Below are 23643 nucleotides of genomic sequence, written 5' to 3'. Positions count from 1 at the left end.
CCTGTAACTATTGCTACAGGTTGCGACTGTAAAAATCCCTCATGAGGAGAGTTTGAATAGTGATCAGATGCTCAAATTATTCCCGTAAGATGCTGTTCATGCATTAAGTAATCTGCGCGTATGAATTCAGTCTTCAATTTCAGGTTGGCACTCATCTTGCTGAATTCCCCTGTGAAGGGAGCTGATGATGAAGACTTTTACCTTGAGTTCGGAAGGCGTCCTGGCGCGCTACGATTACCTTTCGCGCCTGTCGCCTGATCGCTGGGCATGGGAATATGCAAGGCGCAATCCCGACCTCAGACGCGATGCAGAGGCGCGGTCGGACGACGATGTATCTGAAATGAAAGCGCCTTGCGCCGATATTCGTCTCTTGAAGCCCCGCAACCCGCAGCGCCTCGCTCACCGCTGGGGCCTTATGTTCATGCCCGATCCAGACCTTAATGGGTTTGAAGCCGATGCGGTCTGGAACAAGCATGTGTTTCCCGATCAGGTGGAAGTGAACTGCTCACCACGGGCGCCGGGCGAAAGCTGTGATATCTGGGACAGCACGGTTCCAATTTGCCAAATCACCCACATTACCGATTTGCAGGCCCGCGAATTTCTTCTGATCCGCGGCAAGGGCTGCGTCGTGCAGGTGCGCTGCACCGGCGTTTCGATTCTGGGGCTCGAACCTGTTCGGATGAAACTGACCATCTCTGATCTCAAAGCCTATGAGCGCAAACTGAAAGCGCAGAAAGCCGCACTTGCCCTGATCGAGGAAGGCAGCGTGCCCGAGGCGCCGCTCTGGACCAAAACCACGCAAATCCTGCGTGACGGTTTGGTCGCCCTCGATTGTCTTGAGCTTGGCATGTCACGGCGCGAAATCGCCATTGTTCTCAACGGCAAAGCGGCCGTCGATGCCGAGTGGAGCGATGAAACCGGCACCATGCGGGACGCCATCCGCTACATTATCAAAAAGGCGGAGGGGCTGCGGGATGGCGGCTATCTGGTTGAACTTCTCGGCGCACAGCTGGGGTTTAATCAGCGTGCCGCATGAGTGAAGTCTTCACTCATTGCGGGCAAGCTCTCTTAGAACGTCGCTCTTGCAGGTCTGATATGCCCGTCGCCTGAAGTCTCCGCCGCTCTTGAGTCTGGAAGCCGGTAGGATGAGTCCGCACTCGGCACGGACCGCTTCAGCTTCGATGACATCTAATGGTTGGAAAGCTTTTGGGGCCGACGCGCATCCCGCGAGCGAGGCGGCTAAGGTCCCCGTAATGAACAAGTTCCGCAAATTATTCATCGACATACGTAGACTACTTTTGTGAATGATTACTTTTCAGTTTTAGTCAGAAACACTGAGCCGCGCTGGCGGCACCAGGGCGTTTGATTGAATTCGGCACCAGAAGATCCTCAGTTTCATCAATGTTCGCGATCCTGGAACGCAAGTAGTCGCAAAGCGTTGAACACGACGATCAAAGTTGAACCTTCGTGAATGAGGACAGCGGGCCCGATCCCGAGACCGAAAAGCGTCGCGGGAATAAGAAACGCGACGATGCCGAGGCTGACCCAGAGATTTTGCCGGATAGTGCGACTGGTTGCCCGGCTCAATCCGACTGCAAATGGCAGCGTTTCAAGATCATCAGCCATGAGGGCAATGTCAGCGGTCTCAAGCGCAACGTCTGAGCCCGCCGCTCCCATGGCAATACCGACAGTCGCATTAGCCATGGCAGGCGCATCATTGACGCCGTCCCCAACCATAGCGACACCGCGGCCTTGCTTGAGCGATTTGATCTTGGTGACTTTGTCATCGGGCATGAGATCGCCGAAGGCCTCGTCCAGCCCAACGTCTCGCGCGACAGCATCTGCCACATTCTGATTATCGCCCGAAATCATCATCATGCGGGTCACGCCGATGTCGCGCAGCCGCGCTATGACGGTTTTCGCGGCTTCGCGCGGCGTGTCCATCAGACCGATTACGCCCAGATAGCGCTCACCATGGCGCACAATCATCGTTGTGCGGCCATCGGCCGACAGCGAATTGACGCGCTCTGCCAAGTCCTCGGGCACTGGCTTGCCGTCCACCTCATCAAACAAGGCCGATTTGCCGATATGCACAATCTGGCCATCATACATGGCGGAAACACCGCGACCGGTTATGCTTGTAAAATCGGTTGCGCTGTCGGGGATTGATCCGAGGCGCCTTTTCGCATCGCGCACCACGGCCTCGGCCAGCGGATGATCACTCAGCGTTTCAACAGCGGCGCTAACCCTGAGCAAAGTGTCTTCATCGACATCGCCGAAAGGCACAATATCCACTAGGCGCGGCTCGCCCTCCGTCAGTGTGCCTGTTTTGTCAAAGGCGATGGCGTCGAGCCGTCCGAGCGCCTCAAGCGGCGCGCCGCCCTTGATCAACACGCCGCCGCGCGCGGCGCGGGCCACGCCGGAGAGAATGGCGCTTGGGGTTGCAATGGCCAGCGCGCAGGGGCTTGCCGCCACCAATACAGCCATGGCTCGGTAGAAGCTTTCGGAAGCCGTCTCGTCCAAAACAAGGAAGGCCAGCGACGTAACAACCGCCAGAACAATGACGCACGGCACAAATATGCGCTCGAACTTTTTGGTAAAACTCTGGGTCGGTGACTGGCGTGTTTCAGCCTCGCTCACCATGGTGACAACGCGGGCCAGCGTCGTCTCGCCCGACAATTTGGTCACTTCTATATCAAGACTGCCGGACCCATTGATTGACCCCGCGAACACGCGGCTTTCGGCCTTCAGCGCGTCAGGATTAGCAGCTGCCTTTTCGCGGTCAGCCACGGGTCTTTTGTCTACGGGCGCGCTTTCGCCTGTAATGGGCGCCTGATTGACGGCGCTTTGTCCGCTGACCACAAATCCGTCGGCTGGCAAGCGCTCATTGGAACGCACCACAACGACATCGCCGACAACTAACTCGTCAATCGCAATGGTTTCTGTCGTCTCACCCCTACGGACAAGCGCCTCATCCGGAGTGAGATCCGACAAAGCCGAAATCGCATTGCGCGCCCGGGCCATGGCATAGTTTTCAAGGGCATGGCCAATGGCAAACAGGAAGAGAAGAAAAGCACCTTCCGCCCATTCGCCGAGAATGGCGGCGCCCGTAGCAGCCACCAGCATCAGAAAGTCGATCTGAAACTGGCCTTTGAGTATTTTACCCATGGCCTCACGCAGCGCGAAATAACCGCCGAAAAAGTAAGCCGCGAGCAGGAAGCCAAATCCGATGGGGTCCGGTAGAAACCCAAGTTTGGGTCCGAGCCAGCCTGCCAGCAGGCAAAGTCCAGCTAGCCCGGCAAAGATGATTTCCGCGCGCGGGCCCACTATACGGCTAATGACATCGCCATGGTCATGACCATGACTGTCAGTGTCATGATCATGATTTGAGTGTTTCGGGGGTGACATAAGCGTCTCCAAAAAAGTGACGCCTTGGCGGATTACACCGCCAAGGCGGAGTGATTTATTCCGCTGGCACAGTTTCGGGGTTGTGCCGTGTTTCCAGTAGCGAATGATGCGAGTCAGGTTTTGGCGAGAACCACCGATGCAATGCCGGCATCACGAGCAGCGTCAGCAGAGTTGAAGAGACAAGCCCGCCTGTGACGACAGTTGCCAGAGGCCGCTGTACTTCGGCGCCGACGCCAGTCGCAAACAGCAAGGGCGCAAGTCCCAAAGCGGTTGTCATCGCCGTCATCAGAACGGGTCTGGCGCGCATCCCAGCCGCATCGATTGCGAGCGCATCCCGGTCCCGCCCGGCGCGGGCGAAATCATCCATGAAGCTCACCAGGACCATCCCGTTGCCAAGTGCGATACCAAACAACGCGATGAAACCAACCGTCGCGGGAACCGAGACAGGCAGGCCTGTAATCCAGAGTGCGAGCGCGCCTCCGGTTAACGCCAGGGGGATGTTCAGCAGTATGAGAATTGCCGATTTAAGCCGTCCGAATGTCAGTAGCAGGATCAGCAATACAATGCCGAGCGTGATTGGTATCACAACTGCGAACCGAGCATTGGCCTGTTGCTGCAATTCAAACTGACCGCCCCAGACAACGCGGTAGCCTGCAGGCAGGTCAAGATTGGCGTCCGTCAGAGCTTGCGCCTCCGTTACAAAAGACCCGATGTCACGGCCCCGCACATTGGATTGGACAGTGATAAAGCGCTCGCCATCCTCTCGCGTGATCTGGCGCGGACCAATCACGGTCTCGATAGTGGCCACGCTTTCCAGCGTGACACGTGCGCCGGTCGGCGATTCCAGCACCAAACGGCGGATGGCTTCGGCTGTATCGCGGCTCTCTTCATGAAACCGCACGACGATCGGGAATTGCCGAACGCCTTCAAACAGAGCGCCGGCTTCTGCGCCGCCGACCGAGGTCCGCAAGGCGTCAAGCGCGTCCTCAACATCGAGACCATACCGCCCGAGGGCCGCGCGATCGACACGCACCACGAGTTGTGGCGCCCCTGTAATCTGGTCAGCCTGAACTTCAGCTGCCCCATCGACCTGTTGCAAGATGGCCTGTAGCTCTTGTGACTTTTTCAACAGGACATCACTGTCCGGCCCGAAAATTTTCACGGCAAGTTCTGCGCGCGTCCCGGTCAAAAGCTCATCAACAGACATCGCGATAGGTTGACCGATATTGACGACAATACCGGGCACACCTTCGAGATTTTCCGATATCGCTGTGCGCAAGTTCTCCGGCGACAAGCCTTTGCGCCACTCCGACCTCGGATTGAGTTCAACAAAAGCTTCCGCACTATTGGTCGGGTCGGCGTGGGCCCCGACCTCACCGCGACCGATTCGGGTCACGATAGACTTGATTTCCGGAAAGGCCGTCAGAAGCCTTTTCTCAACGCGGGTGGTCGTTTCCGCCGCTTCTGTCAAAGAGATAGATGGTGCCATGGTCACGCGGAGTAGAACATCACCTTCTTCAAGCGAAGGAGTAAATTCAGACCCGAGGCGCGATCCGGCCAGTCCGCCCGCTACGAGGAGGATGGCGGCCAGAGCAATCGCCGCCAAACGCTGGCGAACGAAGAATCCGGCGGCTTGGCTGACCGTGCGGGCAATCCATCCCGGACGGTCCTCACGCGGCTTTTTGCTCCGACGCATGACCCCATTTGCGAGCGATGGCGCAATCAGCGCGGCGTAGAACAATGACCCCGTCATGGCGAGCGCCGCGGAGGCTGCCAGAGGCCGGAAGGTTTTACCTTCCACGCCTTGCAGCGAGAAAAGCGGCAGAAAGACGACGATCACCACCGCAACGGCCGCAATTAGCGGCGCTATGACTTCCGCAGCCGAGCGCGCCACAACATCTCTCTGATCGACAGACGGATCGCTTTCCCGGAATCCCCGGTCGACATTTTCTGCGATGACGATAGCCCCATCCACCATCATGCCAATGGCAATGGCCACGCCGCCCAGCGACATGAGGTTGGCACTGATGCCGAGCCATTGCATCGCGATGAAGGCAAAGCCCACGGAAAATGGAATAGAAAGGACAACAACCAGGCTTGGACGCCAGCCGCCCAGAAAGACGAAAACGACCAGTGCGACGAGTAGCGCGCCCTGCCACAGCGCCGTTGTCACCGTGGCGGCAGCTTTGTTGACCAGTGTTCCCTGATCATAATAGGGCACGGCGTTGACGCCTTCCGGCAGGTTTTTGTTGATTTCCTCAAAGCGTGTCTGAACGCGCGCAATCACATCGGACGTATTGGCGCCATAGAGTTTGAGCACCAGTCCCGCGACCACTTCACCTTCGCCATTGGCGGTGGCCAGGCCCTGGCGTACCCCGCCGCCGACAATGATTTCACCGAGGTCGCGTACCCGCACGGGGCGGCCATCATCGACATTGACGACAATTTCCGCAAGATCTTCAACCGATCGCGCCAGTCCGACGCCGCGGACCGTATATTGCTCGGCCCCGATTTCGAGAAATTGTGCGCCTTCGGTCTTGTTGCCGCGCTCAAGGGCGGTCATCACATCACCAATCTGGATGTCGTAAGCCAATAGCGCGTCCGGATCGAGCCTGACCTGATACTGCTTTTCATAACCGCCAAGTGACAGCACTTCGGTGACGCCGGGCACAGTCTGAAGCTGGTATTTGATGATCCAGTCCTGGATTTCGCGCATTTCTACAAGATCGCGCGCGCCGGTCTCATCTTCGAGACGGAAATAGAGAATAATCCCTAGACCTGTTGAAATCGGCCCCATTTGCGGGTCACCAAAGCCATCGGGGATATTGCCGCGCGCTTCGGCGAGGCGTTCACCAACAACCTGGCGCGCAAAATAGACATCCGTGCCGTCTTCAAAATAGATGTTAACGACGGACAGTCCAAAGTTTGAGACCGAGCGCATATGGTCTAGCTTTGGCAAGCCGGACATGGCGGTCTCGATTGGATAGGTCACGTAGCGCTCCACCTCTTCTGGGGCGAGGCCTTCGGTTTCTGTGAAGACCTGAACGAGTGAGGGTGTCACATCGGGAAAGGCGTCAACGGGTAGCGCCTTGAACGCGAATAATCCGCCAAGGGTCATGGCGAGCGCCGCGATGGCGGCGAGCAGCCGCCCTCCGGCGATACGGTGCATTAAATTTATCATATCAAATGTCCTAGTGGCCGTGGCCATCGCCAAAGGCGTCTTTTTCGAGTTGAGCTTTGAGGGTGAAGGCACCGTCTGTCACGACTGCCTCACCCGCCATTAGGCCGGAGCGGATTTCCACAAACCCGCCGGATTTGGTGCCTGTCATCACTGCGCGCGGTGCATAGCCGCCCTCGACAGGGACGAACACGGAAGGTCTGTCTTCAACCAATTGAATGGCTGCTTCCGGTACGCGCAAAACCTGCTCAGATGTGCCAACACTGAGATCGGCCGTGACATACTGACCAGGTCGCAGTGTGCCATCCGGGTTGTCAACGATCACGCGGGCCGTCGCGGTGCGTGACGTTTCGCTGATGACCGGCAAGACAAAGGCAATTGTGGACTGCGCAAGGATTTCACCGCTGTCGGTTTTTAGCGCGACAGGAGCGCCGACGCGAATGCGGGCGATGTCCTGTTTGTAAACGGCAATATCCGCCCAGACGACACTATCGTCGACAAGGGTGAACAGCGGATCAGCGCCGGCATCCCCGGCTGAGACCGTTTCGCCCAGCATGACCGTGCGGCGCACCACCGTTCCGGCAATCGGCGCTGTCAGATAGGCATTGGCATTATCGCCGTCAGCCGCCGTGGAAATGCGCTCCAGTGCGGCATGACTGACACCTGCGGCATGGAGCTCATTTTCAGCCGCGTCACTATCGGCTTTCGCAGCTTCAAATTCCGCCCGCGCGGCTTGCAAATCGGCTTCCGAGGTGATCTTGTCCGCAAACAGTTTTTCCTCGCGGGCCAGCGCCTGACTGGCCAGAGCTTTGCGCGTTTCCGCCGTGAGCCAAGCGGCTTTCAGACCTGCGAGTTCACGGCTCTTGATCAGCGCCAGCGTATCGCCGCGTGCCACGTGATCCCCTTCGCTCGCATAGAGTTTGCCAATTACGCCGCTGACCTTGGGCGAGACATTGGCAACACGATCAGCGTCAAAGCGGATTTCGGCCGGAAGGCTGAGAGATTGCGCAATCGCCCCCTCTGCAACAATTGCTGTTTCAATACCGGCCTCAGTGGCCGCGTCCTGGGTTAGTTTTACAACGTCGCCTTCGGATTCACTATGATCATCATGGCCGTCAGGCTCGCCGTCACTTTCCGCATGATCGTCATGCTCATCATCTTGATCGGTCTCGCCATGGTCATCGTGATCCGCTTTTTCTTCGGCATGATCATCGTGATCATCGTGATCAGCGGTCGCGGCGGAGGTTTCGCTAGCGACCCGATTTGTATCCGGGGTTGCATTGCCGCATCCCGCCAAAATCACGGCCAGAACCATCATGGTCGTTGGCAAAATATGTGTCTGTTTCATTGGAAGTCTCCATTAAACGGGGCGGCACCGATCAGGCTTTTGAGACGCATGAGGTCCGCATTAAGGGTACGCCGCGCGTCAATTACGCTGACGCCTGCCTCGATCAGCCCTTTACGGGTATCGAGCGTTGATGTGAGGTCAAACCGGCCTGCCGCGTAGCCTTCAACAGATGCGTCGTAGGCGGAACGGGCCGCAGGTAGCGCCTCCTGTTCGAGTAGCGTCAGCCGGGCCTCGGCGGCGCGCACCCGCGCGGCGGCGGCCTGTTGCTGCGACCGCAATCTGGCCTCAACGGCGACGGCGCTGATACGTTCGGCATCGGCGCGATAACCCGCTGCGCGAGCGGCGTCGCGGTTACGGTCAAAAAGCGGAATCGGCACGGTGACCCCGACCAGGAGCGCATTGTCGCCGGTCTCTTCAAATTGGCGAACGCCCGCACTAACCGTGACATCAGGAATACCGGCCGCGCGGGCGGCGTCCTGCTCAGCGTCGCGGGCTGTTGCTCCAGCTTTAGCCGCGGCGAGCGCCGGGTGCTCGTCAAGCCCGCGCGTCTTTGAGAGTATTTCACTTTCATCAGACAATATGGCGCGCGGGGGCGCAAAAACCGGCGTTGAGCTTCCCCAAAGCGCGGCGAGTTCATAGCGGCGTTGATCAATTTCAGCGTCTGCGGCAAGTGCGGCGGCTTTGAGTGCAGCCGCATCTGCCTCGGCGCGCGAGCGCTCCGGCGGGGCGGCCGCGCCGGCCTCAACACGTTTCGCAACGGTTTCAGCCAAAGACACGGCGAGATCCGCCGACTCCCGTGCCAGCGCTGCGAGTTCTGTCGCGGCGATCAGGTCATGATAGAGCAGCGCTGCTTCTAGCTCGGTCTCTCTTAATATGACGCGGCATTCAGCGTCGGCGAGCGCTGCCCGCGCCCGCGCGGCACGCTCGCGCTTGGCTCTTTTACCTCCAAGCTGGAATGTCTGCTCAATGGCGAGCGTGGTTTCGGTTTGGTCAAACCCGTTGAGCGGTCCGGTGCCTGAGAAGTTTTCAATTTCCAGTCCGATTGACGGATTAAGACGGCGCCCAGCCTGATCGGCTTCGGCTGCGCTGGCGCGCGTCTCCAGTGCGGCCCGGCGGACATCCGGGGACGCATGACGGATTTGCATGAGCGCCATAGTGAGGGTTAGCGGCGCATCGGGCACGATGGTCGGCGCGCTGCCTGTTGGCCCGTTGCACGGGGCCGCGACCGCTGTGCCTGCAAAGGCAGCCGCGATCAGGACGCAGAGTGCGCCCTGTTTGAATTTTGGCATGGGATATTCTTCCTTGTGATAACCTGAATCGACATCAAACCCACGCGCAAAAGGCGCGGATTCAGAGAGTCAGGTTAGGCACGCGGAGGACGATAAAGACCGTGAGGACCAGCGCGCGGAACGTGCTGGTCTGCGCCGGGGCGAAGCCCCGATGTAGCTGATAAAGCGTAAGAGAAGGTCAGGCTGTTCATACCCACCATATGCAAATGGCATGGCCCGCAGCTATGAGTATGATGTTTGTGGGCCGGACGCTGCTCACTATCATCATTTTCAGTGTCACCGATTTCGGCGGCATGATGCGCTTCAGCGTCTGCGGTCATACAGGCAATCTCTTCAGCGTCCACAGGATGAATATCGGCCGCCGTTGCACCCATACCAAGGGTCACGCTCAACATGAGCGCAAGCCAAAACCTGACGGTGCATATGACGGTTACAATTTTCATTCGCTCAACGACTATCCTATTTCATTGTCAAAATCATTAAATCTATTCATTTATTTAGTGCGGCTCAGTGTCATGACCCGTCTTTATCGCAATCTCGCTGCATTTAATGCGTTCCCGAATATCGCCCTTGGCATTTCGGGTGACAAATCTATCAGCGTCCAATGTCATAATACTGAGTTCAACAGCGGGTTTTGATTGCCCGCTGGGATCGAGCGGAAAGTCATTATGCGTCATGGCCAGCACGTCGCCGTTGCGGTCCCAACTGCCAATCGCATGGACCGGCCCTTTGGCGCTGAGGAGGACAAGCACGACCCCATCCGATGAAAAATAAGTAATCGGAGCGGTTTCACAGGCGTCACCGTCGGTCCCGCTGGCCCAGGCCCCGAGCGGTTGTAGCGTCTCAGTGAGCGGATCGGCAAAGCTGGCGCAGCTTGCTACGAGCGCTGAGGCGGCCATTGCGAGGCCAACGCGAAGTGAATCGAATTTGATCATGTCGGTTTTATAGCCCCTACAGTGGCTGTAGGGGCAAGCGAATTCTTACATCGACAACTATTAAGCATGGGCCAGATTAATCAGCCGCTATTTTTGTTCAGCATTATCCGTCCGTCGTGGCTTCGTGAGTAACTCAGAGATCAACAGTAAGCCGACACCGCAGACAATCGCGCTATCGGCGAAGTTGAACGCGGGCCAGTGGTAGTTATTGATGTGAAAATCTAAAAAATCGGTCACCGCTCCATGTCGCACGCGATCGACTATGTTTCCGAGTGCTCCACCTGTAATCAGCCCGAGTGCGGTTGCGATCTGGCGATCAGCGGTGCGCCATAACCAATAGAATAAAACCGCGACGATCGATAGAGCGGCTAGAGTAAGGAGCCAGGGAGGCAGGCTGCCTAGAAGACCAAAGCTGATACCATTGTTCTTGAGCCGCACAATGTTGAAGAATGGAAGGACCGTCACACCGTTATCCAGGGCATCAATATTGAGGATAAGTGCTTTAGTGAGTTGATCTATCGCCAGAACGCCCAGACCAATGATGAATCCAATCTTCTGAATGGTCATATTGCGGCTCTGAGGTCGTTGCGTGCATCGCGAATTATTGCCCATGCAGAATGCAGGAATAGCCCGGCGATCCCGACTGCAACCACGAGATCGGGCCAACCGTGACCGAGCCAGGCGACCAAACCTGCTGCCACAATTACGGCCGCGTTCCCGATGGCGTCATTACGTGAAAACAACCAAACCGCGCGGACATTAGCGTCGCCTTTTCGGTGAGGGAGTAGCGGTAAGACGGCGATGACATTTATGACGAGCGCGATGAGCCCGAACATGCCCATCAGGGCAGCGTCAGGTATCGTTTGATTAAGAAGACGCCACACCGTATTCGCGAGTACGCCGAAGCCAAGCAAAGCCAGGAATACGCCTTGAATCATGGCTGAACGAGCGCGCCAGGCAAGACTCCAGCCGATTGCGAGCACGCCGAGGAATGTAATGAGACCATCACCGACAAAATCTAACGCATCAGCTTTTAACGCCTGTGAACCGGCGAAAAAACCCGCGATCATTTCCACAATTCCATAACCAACGTTCAGGAAAATTACGATCCAAAGGGCGCGTAAATACTCCGGATTCTTTTGGGTTTGTGAGGCGGCGGGGCCATCATCGCCTGGCGCAATTCTCTCGAAGCCGTAACCGGTTTTGGCGACGCCAAGTTCGATTTCTGGAAGTTGGGACTCTGAAACCCATAGCGTCATAATATGTGTCGCAGCCGAAACTTTGACGGCTTTTGGGGCGACACCAGCCGATTGAGCCGCCCGTTCGATTTCGGCAGCATCTCGCGCGCAATCCATTCCTGATACCCGGTAACGAAACGGGAGCGAAGTGTCGGAGCCTGCTGTTGGGGAGGTAGATGTTTTGCTCATGACAATGCTCTCAATTGAGAGACTACACGTATGCTTTGTCGTTGTTCCATTCAGTCTCGCCCATCCAAATTTATCGGGAGGTGCTTTCAATAATGGAAGAGAATTACCATCTACAGTCACTGTAGGGTCAAGCGGTTTGCTCAAAAGGTCGAAAGCCGCTCATGCGCATCTGCGATGCATTCGCTATGATCATTGAGCGTTGAAATGATCCGACACGTGTCAACCCGGCCGCCCTCGCAGCACGTAATCATCCGTTTGAGCTCCGCCTCAAGCGCTTCAAGCTGCGTCAGGCGTTTGCGCACATCTGCAAGCTGTTCACGGGCTATCGCGTCCACGGCCGTGCAATCCTGATCCGGCTGAGTTTGCAGATCAATCATTTCACGAACGGCCTCCATCGGAAAACCAAGATCACGGGCATGCCGTATGAACGACAAACGCTGCACGGCCTCATCGCCATATAGCCGTTGGCCGCTCGAACTTCGGTCCGGCTCGCCCATCAAATCAATCGATTCATAATAGCGTATGGTTGTCACTTTCACGCCCGCCGCTTTCGATAAACGACCAATGGTCATCTGCGTCATTCCGGGCTCCAAAGAAAAGTCTTGCCTCTATAGTCGCTGTAGACTGTAGGGTTTCTTCGAGAATCGTCAATGGGGAATAGGATTAGAAGATGTCGGGTTGCTGTGAGGACAAAACATTTGATGGGGTTTCGCCTGCTTATAAGCGGGCTCTGATGGCCGTCATCGCCATCAATGCGGTCATGTTCTTTGTTTGAAATGACGGCGGGGATAATGTCGGGCTCTCAGGCCCTCAAAGCCGACGCACTCGACTTCGCAGGCGATACGGCGACCTACGCGCTCAGCCTCTTCGTTATCGGGGCGAGCCTGAGGACGCGGGCGCTTGCATCGCTGATCAAAGGCGCCTCGCTCGCAGCGATCGCGATCGCCGTCCTCGGCATGACCGTGTTGAGGGTCATGAACGGCGCGCCGCCGGAAGCCGCAACCATGGGAGTGGTCGGCTTTCTGGCACTGTCCGCCAATGTCGCGAGCGTGCTGATACTGCTGCGCTGGCGCGACGGCGACAGCAATGTGCGTTCGGTCTGGCTCTGCTCGCGCAATGACGCCATCGGCAATGTCGGCGTGATCGTCGCTGGCGGGGTTGTCGCGCTGACCGGAACGGCCTGGCCGGACCTGCTTGTCGCCGCCCTTCTGGCGGGCCTGTTCCTGAAATCGGCGAGCGCCATCACGCTGCAGGCCCTGCGGGAACTGAACACAACCGGCGCGTCGCATGCGACTCCGGTCGAATCGTCCTCATGAGCCTGCGCATTCCACCTCTTGTTCAGGTCCTGATCTGCGGTGCGATCGGCTGGGGACTGTCCTCTGTCACGCCTTTTCTGGCGTTCGAAGGCGTGTGGCGTTCTGCGGCGGCGTTGCTTTTCATCGCTGCTGGCATGGCCATTCTGGCGCTCGCGCTCGGCGCATTCATCCGCGCCCGCACAACCGTCAATCCGCTCGCCCCTGAAGAGGCTGCCACGCTGGTCACCACAGGGCTTTACCGCATCAGCCGCAATCCGATGTATTTGGCCATGGCGGCCATTCTGACAGGCGGCGCGTTTCTGATGGGCAATTTGTCCGCTTTCGTAGCTCCAATTCTCTTTGTCTGGCTGATGACTGAGTTTCAGATCAAACCGGAAGAGCGCGCGCTGCAGGCGAGATTCGGTGAAGCGTTTGACGCCTACCGTATCCGCACGCGGCGCTGGATTTAGGAGGCGCGCCTGTGTTCAATACACCCCTATGGATGGAATGGCTGGCGTTCGGATTGTCAGTGTCCGGAGCGGCAGCGATCTTTTCGCTGTGTGCGGTATCGCTGTTCCGACGCGATTTTCAGTTTTTTCCGCCTCCGGAAAAACGGAGCTGGCAATACCGGACGTTCTGGGCCTTTTTTCGTTTGTTTCTATACCCGCTTGTTGCGCTCTCCATCCTCGTTTTTGAGCCGGCGGAGGATGCGGGGGCCATGGCCCGGCAAGGTGTCGGCGGCGTGCTGGCGGTCACGGGTATTGGCCTTGCCTTCTGGATCTCAATCCAGATGGGCTGGCGCAATGCCTTCGGCGAAGCGCGGGGGCTGGTGACAGATGGCTGGTTTCGTTTCAGCCGGAACCCGATCTATGTCGTGACCTGGCTTGGTCTGCTGGGCTGGGCGATCATCTTGAACGATTTGCGCGTAACGTTTCTGCTGTCTTTATGGGCAGCGATGTACTGGCTCGCTCCGAGGATAGAAGAGCCCTGGCTGGAACGCCAGTATGGGGATGAGTATTGCGCCTATAAGCAGCGAACGCGGCGTTTTTTCTAAGGGCGGTGTTCGGCTGTTCGACCAAGGAAAGGGCGCCCCGGCCTTCGCCGGCCGGGCTGGCGTGAACCAGGCCATCGCTGCGCGCCGTCCCGGCCCTTCGGGCTTTCATCCCTGGCGCAGTTTTTAAGCAGTGTTGTGAAGGATTCGGTCGGCGCTGGCGCGCCGGCATGTTTGCTTCTTTTTTCCCTCTCAGGCGGGGGCGGAGGCGCGCATGCCAGATGGCGGCGCTCCCGGAAGGGGGGCGGCGTCTTGAAGATCGTCTATGTGCCTGCGGCCTCCTACCTGACCCCTTCCGCTCACGCCTGACGCCATCTGGCCAGCGGCCTCTCACCGCCCCCGCCTTGCGGGAAAAAAGCGGGGGTCAGAGGAGGCAGAGATGGCGCAGCGCCGCAGACAACGAAACACGCGGAAAGACCTTTATTCAGAGGTCACGGATAACATCATCGCGGAACTGGAACAGGGGCGCGCGCCTTGGGTGCAGCCTTGGGGCGGGGTGGAGGGGGCTACTCCGCTTGGCTTGCCCGAGAATGGCGCGACGGGCAGGCGCTATTCCGGAATCAATATTCTGCTTTTATGGGGCGCGGCGATTGAGCAAAGCCGTTCCTGTCAGACATGGCTGACCTTCAAACAGGCGCTGTCACTTGGCGGGTGTGTTCGCAAAGGCGAGCGCGGCACGACGGTTGTTTATGCCGACCGCTTCACCCCGAAAGCCGAACGGGAACGTGTGCGCGAGACGGGCGAGTCGCCGGGCACGGTGCCGTTTCTCAAACGCTATACCGTGTTCAATGCAGACCAGTGCGACGGCCTGCCCGAAGACCTGACCGCCAACGCGCCCGACTTGCCGGAGCGCGAGATTATCCCCCGCGCCGAAGCGCTGATTACAGCGACGGGCGCGGATTTCAGGATTGGCGGCGACCGCGCCTACTATGTTCCGTCCAGGGATTTCATTCAGGTTCCGCCGCAGCCTGCTTTCTTTGACCAGATCAATTATTACCGCACCTGCTTTCATGAGCTTGGCCACTGGACCGGGCACCCGAAACGCCTCGCCCGCGACCTGAAAGGCGCATTCGGCACCAAAGATTACGCCCGCGAGGAACTGGTGGCGGAACTCGCCAGTGCGTTCATCTGCGCGGACCAGTCCATCGCCCCGACCGTGCGGCATACGGATTACATCGGTTCTTGGCTGGAAGTATTGCGCGAGGACAAGCGCGCCATTTTTCGCGCCGCGTCGCTCGCTTCCAAGGCGGCTGATTACATTCTCGCTTATGCCGCGCCGGACCCCTGCAGCGCTGCCGCAGCGATGGAAGCGGCGCCATGGTGAGGCAGATAAACAAAAGGTCCGGGGGACATTTTGTCTGCCGAACGAATCCGCCCTTTCGCATCAGCCGACTCGACGCGGCGCTTGCATCGCTTGACGCCGAAGACATTGGCGCATGGGCCGTGCTGGTCTGCGGCTGTTTCCACATTTTCGAGAGCGAGGGGGCGGCGCATCGCGCCTACCGCCTCTGGCTTGAAAACCGCCCTGTGCGCTGACGCACGGGGCATCCCACCAACTGCACATCATGAAGGAGGCAACGCCATGCAGTTAAAACATATCCCTATCACCGACATGAAAGTGTCCCGGCTCAATATGCGCCACGGGCGCAAAGCGCCCGACATTTCCGACATCTATCCGTCGATAAAGTCGCGCGGCGTCTTGCAGACCATGCTGGTCCGCAAGGAAGGTAGCAAGTATGGCGTTGTCGCCGGACGCCGCCGTTTCTTCGCCCTCAAACGCCTCGCCAAGGAGACAGGCAAGGCGCAGAAAGCGCCCTGTCTCGTTATGCAATCCGGCGATGACATTGCCGCGCTGGAAGCGACCCTTGTCGAGAACACCACCCACCTTCCAGCCGACGAGTTTCTGCAATATGACGTCTTCGCCCGGCTTGCTTCAAAAGGCGAGACCGTCACGGTGATTGCAGAGCGCTTCGGCGTCACCGAACTCATGGTGCGCCGGGTGCTGGCGCTGACGGCGCTCACCGATGATATCAAGGCGCTCTACAGGGCCGAAATCATCGACAAGCGGACGCTTTACGCCCTGACGCTCGCCACAAAAGAGCAGCAGGAAGACTGGCTGACCCTGTTGAACGCGGAAGACGAATACGCCCCGCGCGGCGAGCAGTTGAAAGACTGGCTCACAGGCGGCGGCCGCATCACCACCGACAAGGCGCTGTTCGATTTGGAAGCCTATGACGGGACCGTGCTGACCGACCTGTTCGGCGAGACTGCCATTTTCGGGGACGCTGACCTGTTCTGGACTTGCCAGAATGAGGCCATCGCCGACATGGCCGAACGCTACCGGAATGAGGGCTGGGCCGAAACCGTCGTGCTGGAACGGGGCGCGCACTTCCTGACATGGGAGCATGGCAAGCGCAGCCGGAAAGACGGCGGCAAGGTCTATATCGAGACCCGCCATGACGGCTCTGTCACGGCCCATGAAGGCTATCTGCCATCAAAGGACATCGAGAAAATCGAGCGTATCCTTGGCCGGGGCGGCGATGGCGAGAACGGCAAGCCCGCCCCAAAACCGGAAATGTCCGGTCCCTTGGCGGAATATGTCGCGCTGCACCGTCACGCCGCCGTCAGGGCGAGTCTGTGCGATGCGCCCGGCGTCGCGCTGCGCCTCGCCGTCGCCCATCTTGTCACCCGCTCGGATAACTGGCGGCTGGACGTTGAGCAGCAGCGCACACGGAAGGAAGCGACCGCGGAAAGCCTCGCGGCTTCGGCAGGGGAAGTGAAGTTCGCCGCGCACCGCGCCAAGGCCAAGGCGCTGATTGGGCAGGATGACCAAGACGGTTCGCTGGTGGCGGAGAATGCTTTTCCCGCCGACCCTTGCGAGACCTTCGCCCGGCTTCTGGCGCTCAGTGATGAAGAGGTGCTGCATGTTCTCGCCGTCGCAATGGGCGAAACCCTGCAGGCAGGTTCGCCCGCCGTCGAAGCCGCCGCACATGTGACGGACACGGATTTTGCCGCGCTGTGGTCGCCCGATGAGGCGTTCTTTTACTTGCTGCGCGACAAGCGCGTCATCAATGAAGTGGTCGCTGAAATCGCCTCGCCATCCACGGCCCGGTCTGTCCTGACCGATACCGGAAAGGCGCAGAAATCCGTCATCCGCAACCGCATCGCCGGGCATGGATGCGACCCCGACCCGGACTGGCGGCCCCGCTGGATGCGGCAGTCGCCATCCTCTTATCTTGACGGCGCGCCATGCCCGCCCGCCGAAGCGTGGGAGGCCGTCAGGGGTCTGTTCGAGGACAGCGAGGACAGGGCTTCGCTCGAAACCCCGGAAGCAAAGACAGCCATCGCCGCCTGACACGCCTCCCGTAAGCGGCATGGTTCGGGACCGTCCGGCAGTTTTGCCGGGCGGTCTTTTCCTGTTGGTGGCGCGGAAGCAAGCTCGCGAAACGACATGGGTGGTTTCCTTACCAACTGCCCTGTTTGTTCCTGACATATTGGCGTGCCTGCCAGTTGCAAACACCTCTGGCATTGCACGAAGGACGCCCCGAGCGGCCCCGTTTCCTTGCCTGACCTGGACGACCGCCTGCGGGCCATGAAACCGCCCATCGCCAGAAATTTCCTCTGCTGTTCGGTCTGAAGAAGACCGAACGCGCATTCACCGCGAATCAAATTTCCGCCACCGGGCGGTGCTCCGCTTTGCTGCGCCCGCTTCGCGGTTCAGACCTGCCGCCCGCCGTCCCTTTAGGTCAGCGTCAACGGAGCCATCGGGGCGCCCGCGACACGAAGCCAAAAGGAGATATGAAAATGGCTAACGCACTTGGATATGTCAGCGAAACAGACACAGGCTTTGAAGGCGCACTTGCCATGATGAGCCTCAACACGCCGATCCGCATCATCAAAAATGACGAAAAGACCGCCGACAAACAGCCCGATTTCAGGGTCTATGCCGGAGAGAAAGGCTCCGATATTGGCGGCGGCTGGGTCCGCACCGCGAAGTCTTCGGGCCGCGAATATGTCTCGCTCACCCTCGCAGACCCGATGATCGGCCCGCGCAAAATCTATGCGAACCTCGCCCCGGTCAAGGATAAGGATGGCCGCCACGTCATCCTCTGGAACCCGCAGGGCTAGACGCCGAAACACCAACCATAACGCCGCCCCGGAGGCTTTCTCCGGGGCGGTTTTTTTATGCTTTTTCCTTGGTTAAAACGTCGGGGGAAAATTCATGTGATCCATTTTCCCTCTGCAAAATCCCGCAATCTCCGCCAATCCTTTCGTCTCAAAAGTGATGAAAGGACACTGTGTACAATGACGAAAAACAGACGAAATGATCGCCGAAACGATGGCTGGCCGGAGCTTTTGAGTGTCGAGGAAGCGGCAGAATTTCTGAGGCTGAAACGCTCAACGCTTGACCATTATCGCTGCGAGGGACGCGGGCCGATTTACCGCAAACATGGCGCGCGGGTCTTCTATCCGAAACCCGATCTCATCCGCTGGTCAGAGCGCAATTCCTATGCGTCCACATCCGAACGCCTGCAGAAGCCGGAATGAAAAAGCGCACGCTTTGGATGACAGGATTTAGCGCCGGTCTTGTCTTTTTCGGTCTGGTTCTCGACCCCGCAGATCGCTTGATCTGGAACCGGACCGCGAGCGCACCGACAGGGCTTTACTGGCTGAGCGACGCGCCCTTCACCCCTGGCCGATGGGTCGTCGTCTCCAGCCAGAGCGTGCAAGCGAACTGGGCGCAGGAGCATGAATTTGTTGGCGAAGACTGGCCGTTATTGAAACAGATTGCCGGGGGTCCCGGCGATGAAATCTGCCGGACCGGACGCGACATTCTGATCAATGATGAAGTTGTGGCGGAAGCGCTGATTGTCGATTCCAGTGGCCGAAACCTGCCTGTGTGGGATGGCTGTGTCCGGCTTGAAAGCGATGAGCTTTTCCTGCTGACGCCGCATCCGGCGTCGCTTGATGGCCGGTATTTCGGTCCCGTAAAACAAACAGACCTGGATGGCGTCGCCATCCCCGTTTTCGTGGCCCGGGACAGACAGGGCGCAAGCGGATGCAAAGCGATACATGCGGATGCAAGGGAATCAGAAGCGAACCCGGTAGGGCAAGATTGAAGCTATGGCACCACATGGCGCCTAACCCCTTGTCTGCACATCTGTTTTTTGGCGCCCTTTGCACAGCATTGTGGTGCATGCGTTTCTCGAAACGCGTTGAAATTACTGAATATTCCTTGGTGCACGGATTGAGTGACCTCCGATGAGCGAGGAAAGACCCTTCACGCCGCGGCTCGGACGTATACGCGATCAAGGCGCGCCCGCAGGCAAGCGCTTGTCACGCCAGCTGAATAAGGCCGGAGCGAGACTTTCCAAAGCCTCTCGCAAGTCTGCCTTTACAGGCGCGCGTTATGGCACGGGCGGCGCGGCCCGAACCGGTGGTTCTCGCCATAGGCATTTGTCTCGCCAACACATGCGCCGCGTCATTGTCAAAGTGCATATCGCAAGAGCGCGCGGCGCAGGTCCCGGACTCTTTCGCGCCCATGTCAGCTATCTGCAGCGCGACGGTGTCGATCGCGAGGGAGAAGGAGGCATTCTTTATGATCGCGATCAGGAGGGGATCAGCCCCCGCGAATTTCTGGAGCGTAGCGAGCATGACCTCCACCAGTTTCGGATCATCGTCTCGCCGGAAGATGGCGCACGTATGGGGGACCTCAAACAGGCCACGCGCGAACTGATGGCGAGAATGGAAAGGGATGTCGGGCGGCGTCTCGATTGGGTCGCCGTTGATCACCACAATACAGGCCATCCGCATACCCATATTGTTGTGCGGGGTCGCGACGCCCGGATGAAGGATGTCGTCATCGCGCGGGACTATCTCACAAAGGGCCTCCGAGAAGCTGCCGAAGAACTCGCCACGCAACGGCTCGGACCGAGGCGAACATTGGAGATCGCGGGTGCGCGTCAGAAGCAGGTGGATCAGGACCGCTGGACAGGGCTCGATTCCGAGATCGAAACGCGATTGGAGAACGGCGCATTCAGGCTAGGTGATGCAAGCTCGAGCAAAGAGCGGTTTGATCGGTCCTTGCGCTTCGCGCGCATCAGGCACCTTGAATCTCTTGGCCTGGCTGAACAGGACGGCACGCTCTCCTGGCGAATGAAACAGGGCTGGCAAGAGCAGCTAAAACGCAGAGCACGGCGCGGCGATATCATCCGCACACTTGCCGCTGAATTCGGCGAACGAGAGTCCGACATTCGATTTGTTCAGGACCGCGCGAAAGACGCCGCCCCCATTCGCGGGGTCGTGAAGGCTTATGGCCCGGAGGATGAACTTCGCGATACGCGCTATCTGCTTATTGAAGATTTTGACGGTGGCATCTGGCATGTGCCTTCTGCAGCGGTCGATGTTCACGCCCGCCCGCCGCAAGGCGCAGTGGTGGAGCTCTCCCGCGCGCGAGCCGTGGCGCGTTCCTCGGACAAGGCCATTGCTGAGGTCGCAGAGCAAACCGGCGATATCTGGTCGGAAGCCCTGCACGCCCGCCACGATCCCGGATCAAAACCAGCCTATCATCTGACACTGAAGCGGCGGCTCGAAGCTTTGCGGCGTGTGGGTATTGGGGAGCGCCTTGCGACCGGTGAATGGCACATTGGCGAAGACTTTCTGGAGCGCGCAGCGGCATATGAGGCGGGCCGATCCGGCGGCGTCAAATTGAGTGTCCTGTCCTGGCTTTCACCGAAGATGCAGATCGACCGCCTCGGCGAAACATGGATCGACGACCTGTCAGAGGATGCAGCAGCGCAGCAGCAAACCTTGAAGGACTTGAAAGCAAGTCGGCAGATCTGGCTCCGCGAACAAGGCTATCTGGGTGCGGGCCAATCAGAACTCATGGAAGAGCAGAAAAGCAAGCTGCGCGCTCTGGAACTGAAGCGTGAGCGGGACACCATCGCAGTCGCTTCAGGCCGAACCTCTGTTCAGCTGGCGAAAGGGGATCGGTTTGAGGGCAAGCTCGAAGGGCATGTCGACCTTGCAGCCGGGCGTATGGCGATCATTGGCAACGCAAAGGAATTCGCGCTGGTGCCATGGCGTGGCAGTCTTGGTCGGCAAATGGGACGAGAACTGACCATAAAACGCACCGCGTCGGGTATTGGCTGGAGCATGGATATGGGGCGTTCCAGAGGGCTGTCTCGCTAGACGGCTTGGATGGCTTTGCAAGGCGCTGCGGGAATTGGCGCAGAATCCCGCTGGTCCAAGACCAGTCTCAGCAATCATTCTTGGGAGACGACAAATTGCTCTTTCAAGGAGGCACGCCATGACCGGCACAAAGATACTCATTGGCCAGATCATGGTGGTGTTCGCGCTGATCATCGGAGCGGTCTGGCTCGCCACACAAATGACCGCTGACGCGCTTGGCCATCAGGCAGCGCTTGGCGCGCCCTGGTTCATCGCAGGCGAAACACCAATCTATAAACCGTGGCGGCTGTTCCAATGGTGGTACGCCTATGAAGCCTATGCGCCGGAAGTGTTCGCACGTGGCGGGCTGATCGCGGTCTCCGGTTCGGCGCTCGGCTTTCTGGCGGCGATCATTGGTTCTGTCTTGCGCAGTCGCCACGAGCGCCATGTCACCACTTACGGCTCGGCGCGATGGGCCAGCGCACCCGATTTGAAACGCGCCGGATTGTTTGCGGATAAAGGCGTGTTCCTGGGGCGTTGGCAAAAGCGCTATCTGCGTCATGACGGCCCTGAACATGTCATGGCGTTTGCACCAACGCGTTCAGGCAAGGGCGTGGGGCTGGTTGTACCAACCCTGTTGTCCTGGACCGGCAGCGCCGTCATCCACGACATCAAGGGCGAGAATTGGGAGCTCACGTCTGGCTGGCGATCCGGATTTTCCCGATGCGTGCGGTTTGATCCAACCGACCGGCGATCCCCGAAATATAATCCACTTATGGGCGTGCGCCGCGGCGAGCATGAAGTACGCGATGTTCAGAACATCGCTGACATACTGGTTGACCCTGAAGGCTCGCTGGAGCGCCGAAACCACTGGGAGAAGACCGGACATGCCTTGCTCGTCGGTGTCATCCTGCACGTGCTTTATGCAGAAGCAGACAAGACACTCAGCGGCTGCGTGCGGTTCCTGTCCGATCCGAAACGCTCCTTCGCCGTCACACTCCGTATCATGATGACAACGCCTCATCTGGGGGAGAGAGGGGTGCATCCGATAGTTGCGCAGGCCGCTCGAGAACTTCTCAACAAATCAGAGAATGAGCGCTCCGGGGTTCTGTCCACGGCTATGAGTTTCCTGTCGCTTTATCGTGACCCCGTGATCGCAGAAATCACCAGCCGGTCGGACTGGCGCATTGAGGACCTGGTCGAAGAGGAGAGCCCGCTATCGCTCTATCTGGTCGTCCCCCCGTCAGACCTCTCACGGACGAAACCGCTGATCCGGCTGATCCTCAATCAGATTGGACGCAGGCTGACAGAAGACTTGCCCGAAAAGAACCGCCGAAAACTCCTCTTCATGCTGGATGAGTTTCCAGCGCTCGGACGGCTCGACTTCTTTGAAAGTGCGCTCGCCTTCATGGCAGGCTATGGCATTCGGGCCTATCTGATCTCGCAATCCCTAAACCAGATCGAAAAGGCTTACGGGCCGAACAATTCGATCCTCGATAACTGCCATGTCCGAATTGCCTTTGCGACCAATGATGAGCGCACAGCCAAACGTGTCTCTGATGCCCTTGGCACGACTACCGAGCTTCGTTCCCAGAAAAATTATACCGGCCATCGGCTAGCGCCTTGGCTCTCCCACATGATGGTTTCGCGACAAGAAACTCAGCGCGCTCTGATCACGCCGGGTGAGGTCATGCAGCTGGCTGCATCGGATGAAATTGTCATGGTGTCAGGTGCGCCGCCCGCACACGCGCAGAAGCTGCGATATTTCAAGGACCGAAATTTCACCAAACGCGTCTTGTCACCAGCGCCAGTCGAATGGAGCGGCCAAGCATGTGACGCCGAATGGACATCCATTGTTGCGGCCCCGCCGTTCCAGGAGCCGGAGGCTAAGAAAGATATCGGACAACCCGATAGTGTGTCACTGAAACGGACGAGAGAACCTGAGTACACGAATGATGATACGCGTGAAAAATGCGTACGCGAGCCAAGTGCTGACGCCAACATAGACGATGAGATTGATCCGACCAGCGATCAAAATCTGGAAACCGTAAGACGCGCCGTAGCGGCAGATCGCGGCGATCCTGACGTCCTTCCGGGGTTCTGAGTGGATGGGAAAGCCGCGCGTCAACATACGGATTTCGACAAAGCTCTATGCGCAACTGTGTGAGGCAGCTGACAAGCCAGGGGTGACAAAAACGGCGATCGTTGAAGACGCACTGAGAGCATGGTTCGATCCAGAAGCGCGTTCAGTGCTGGAAGAGCGTTTGCTCGCCCGCATGGACGCCTTCGATCAGCATCAGGCGGATATGGAAAAGGACCTAGCCTACACTTACGCCACGCTGTCGCACTTTGTGTACTATTGGCTTACGCGGACCGAACCTATTCCTGAGGGGGAGCGTGATATCGCGCATGCGCTGGGGCAGAGGCGATTGGAGTATTTCAATGAGCAGGTGAGCAGCAAAATGTCTGCCGCGCCTGAGCCGGCCGCCTAGACGGGAGAAATGGACCCATCATAATTCTCGGTTCAGAAGTCTTGATTCGG

The 23643-nt window shown here is 58.5% G+C and carries 20 protein-coding genes and 1 pseudogene; 12 read left to right on the top strand and 9 right to left on the bottom strand.

Going from position 1 to position 23643, the window contains the following annotated elements; genetic code table 11:
* Positions 1 to 184 precede the first annotated feature (184 nt).
* Positions 185 to 1036, top strand: coding sequence for a DNA -binding domain-containing protein (locus B2P82_RS05625; RefSeq protein WP_034827835.1), 852 nt, complete (start codon positions 185 to 187; stop codon positions 1034 to 1036).
* Between the two features lie 362 nt (positions 1037 to 1398).
* Here B2P82_RS05625 and B2P82_RS05620 read toward each other — a convergent pair whose 3' ends face one another.
* From B2P82_RS05620 to B2P82_RS05580, 9 genes are all read right to left on the bottom strand, one after another.
* On the bottom strand, positions 1399 to 3408 hold the full coding sequence (locus B2P82_RS05620) for a heavy metal translocating P-type ATPase (protein ID WP_290495699.1): 2010 nt from the start codon (positions 3406 to 3408) through the stop codon (positions 1399 to 1401).
* 55 nt (positions 3409 to 3463) lie between these two features.
* Positions 3464 to 6589, bottom strand: coding sequence for an efflux RND transporter permease subunit (locus B2P82_RS05615; RefSeq protein WP_034827860.1), 3126 nt, complete (start codon positions 6587 to 6589; stop codon positions 3464 to 3466).
* 10 nt (positions 6590 to 6599) lie between these two features.
* On the bottom strand, positions 6600 to 7934 hold the full coding sequence (locus B2P82_RS05610) for an efflux RND transporter periplasmic adaptor subunit (protein ID WP_034827838.1): 1335 nt from the start codon (positions 7932 to 7934) through the stop codon (positions 6600 to 6602).
* Positions 7931 to 9223 (bottom strand): TolC family protein, encoded by a 1293-nt coding sequence (locus B2P82_RS05605; RefSeq protein ID WP_034827840.1) that lies wholly within the window; start codon positions 9221 to 9223, stop codon positions 7931 to 7933. The genes B2P82_RS05610 and B2P82_RS05605 overlap by 4 nt, the downstream gene beginning before the upstream one ends.
* A gap of 74 nt (positions 9224 to 9297) precedes the next feature.
* Positions 9298 to 9666, bottom strand: coding sequence for a DUF2946 family protein (locus B2P82_RS05600; protein ID WP_290495698.1), 369 nt, complete (start codon positions 9664 to 9666; stop codon positions 9298 to 9300).
* A gap of 54 nt (positions 9667 to 9720) precedes the next feature.
* On the bottom strand, positions 9721 to 10158 hold the full coding sequence (locus B2P82_RS05595) for a hypothetical protein (protein ID WP_034827842.1): 438 nt from the start codon (positions 10156 to 10158) through the stop codon (positions 9721 to 9723).
* 87 nt (positions 10159 to 10245) lie between these two features.
* On the bottom strand, positions 10246 to 10725 hold the full coding sequence (lspA, locus tag B2P82_RS05590) for a signal peptidase II (protein WP_051594959.1): 480 nt from the start codon (positions 10723 to 10725) through the stop codon (positions 10246 to 10248).
* A complete protein-coding gene (locus B2P82_RS05585) occupies positions 10722 to 11513 on the bottom strand; it encodes a cation efflux transmembrane domain-containing protein (protein ID WP_112061941.1) in 792 nt (263 codons plus the stop codon). Before B2P82_RS05585 ends, lspA begins: the two co-directional genes overlap by 4 nt.
* Positions 11514 to 11725: 212 nt before the next feature.
* The gene (locus B2P82_RS05580; RefSeq protein ID WP_051594960.1) at positions 11726 to 12166 is read right to left on the bottom strand and encodes a MerR family transcriptional regulator; all 441 of its coding nucleotides are present in this window, start codon (positions 12164 to 12166) and stop codon (positions 11726 to 11728) included.
* Between the two features lie 89 nt (positions 12167 to 12255).
* Here B2P82_RS05580 and B2P82_RS05575 point away from each other — a divergent pair.
* The 11 genes and pseudogenes from B2P82_RS05575 (at position 12256) to B2P82_RS05525 (ending at position 23593) form a co-directional block, all read left to right on the top strand.
* Positions 12256 to 12901 (top strand): annotated as a pseudogene (locus tag B2P82_RS05575) (cation efflux transmembrane domain-containing protein).
* Positions 12898 to 13350: a methyltransferase family protein gene (locus tag B2P82_RS05570; RefSeq protein WP_034827847.1), complete on the top strand. Its 453-nt coding sequence runs from the start codon at positions 12898 to 12900 to the stop codon at positions 13348 to 13350. Before B2P82_RS05575 ends, B2P82_RS05570 begins: the two are co-directional and overlap by 4 nt.
* A gap of 11 nt (positions 13351 to 13361) precedes the next feature.
* Positions 13362 to 13934: a methyltransferase family protein gene (locus B2P82_RS05565; RefSeq protein WP_139068905.1), complete on the top strand. Its 573-nt coding sequence runs from the start codon at positions 13362 to 13364 to the stop codon at positions 13932 to 13934.
* A gap of 376 nt (positions 13935 to 14310) precedes the next feature.
* Complete coding sequence (locus tag B2P82_RS05560) at positions 14311 to 15255, top strand: ArdC family protein (RefSeq protein ID WP_051602529.1); 945 nt, start codon at positions 14311 to 14313, stop codon at positions 15253 to 15255.
* Positions 15256 to 15513: 258 nt separating this feature from the next.
* Complete coding sequence (locus tag B2P82_RS05555; RefSeq protein WP_035549568.1) at positions 15514 to 17286, top strand: ParB/RepB/Spo0J family partition protein; 1773 nt, start codon at positions 15514 to 15516, stop codon at positions 17284 to 17286.
* Positions 17287 to 17735: 449 nt separating this feature from the next.
* On the top strand, positions 17736 to 18059 hold the full coding sequence (locus B2P82_RS05550) for a DUF736 domain-containing protein (RefSeq protein WP_035549592.1): 324 nt from the start codon (positions 17736 to 17738) through the stop codon (positions 18057 to 18059).
* 177 nt (positions 18060 to 18236) lie between these two features.
* Positions 18237 to 18479, top strand: a complete 243-nt coding sequence (locus B2P82_RS05545; RefSeq protein WP_051602531.1) for a helix-turn-helix domain-containing protein — start codon at positions 18237 to 18239, stop codon at positions 18477 to 18479.
* Between the two features lie 17 nt (positions 18480 to 18496).
* Positions 18497 to 19051, top strand: coding sequence for a S26 family signal peptidase (locus B2P82_RS05540; protein WP_158535336.1), 555 nt, complete (start codon positions 18497 to 18499; stop codon positions 19049 to 19051).
* 142 nt (positions 19052 to 19193) lie between these two features.
* The gene (locus tag B2P82_RS05535) at positions 19194 to 21122 is read left to right on the top strand and encodes a DUF3363 domain-containing protein (protein ID WP_272981634.1); all 1929 of its coding nucleotides are present in this window, start codon (positions 19194 to 19196) and stop codon (positions 21120 to 21122) included.
* A gap of 118 nt (positions 21123 to 21240) precedes the next feature.
* Positions 21241 to 23205 (top strand): conjugal transfer protein TraG, encoded by a 1965-nt coding sequence (locus tag B2P82_RS05530; RefSeq protein WP_290495695.1) that lies wholly within the window; start codon positions 21241 to 21243, stop codon positions 23203 to 23205.
* Between the two features lie 4 nt (positions 23206 to 23209).
* A complete protein-coding gene (locus tag B2P82_RS05525) occupies positions 23210 to 23593 on the top strand; it encodes a hypothetical protein (protein WP_035551450.1) in 384 nt (127 codons plus the stop codon).
* The last annotated feature ends 50 nt before the right edge of the window (positions 23594 to 23643 follow it).

This window comes from Hyphomonas sp. UBA4494 (assembly GCF_002388935.1).
Taxonomy (GTDB): domain Bacteria; phylum Pseudomonadota; class Alphaproteobacteria; order Caulobacterales; family Hyphomonadaceae; genus Hyphomonas.
This window is presented reverse-complemented; position numbering and strand designations above follow the sequence as displayed.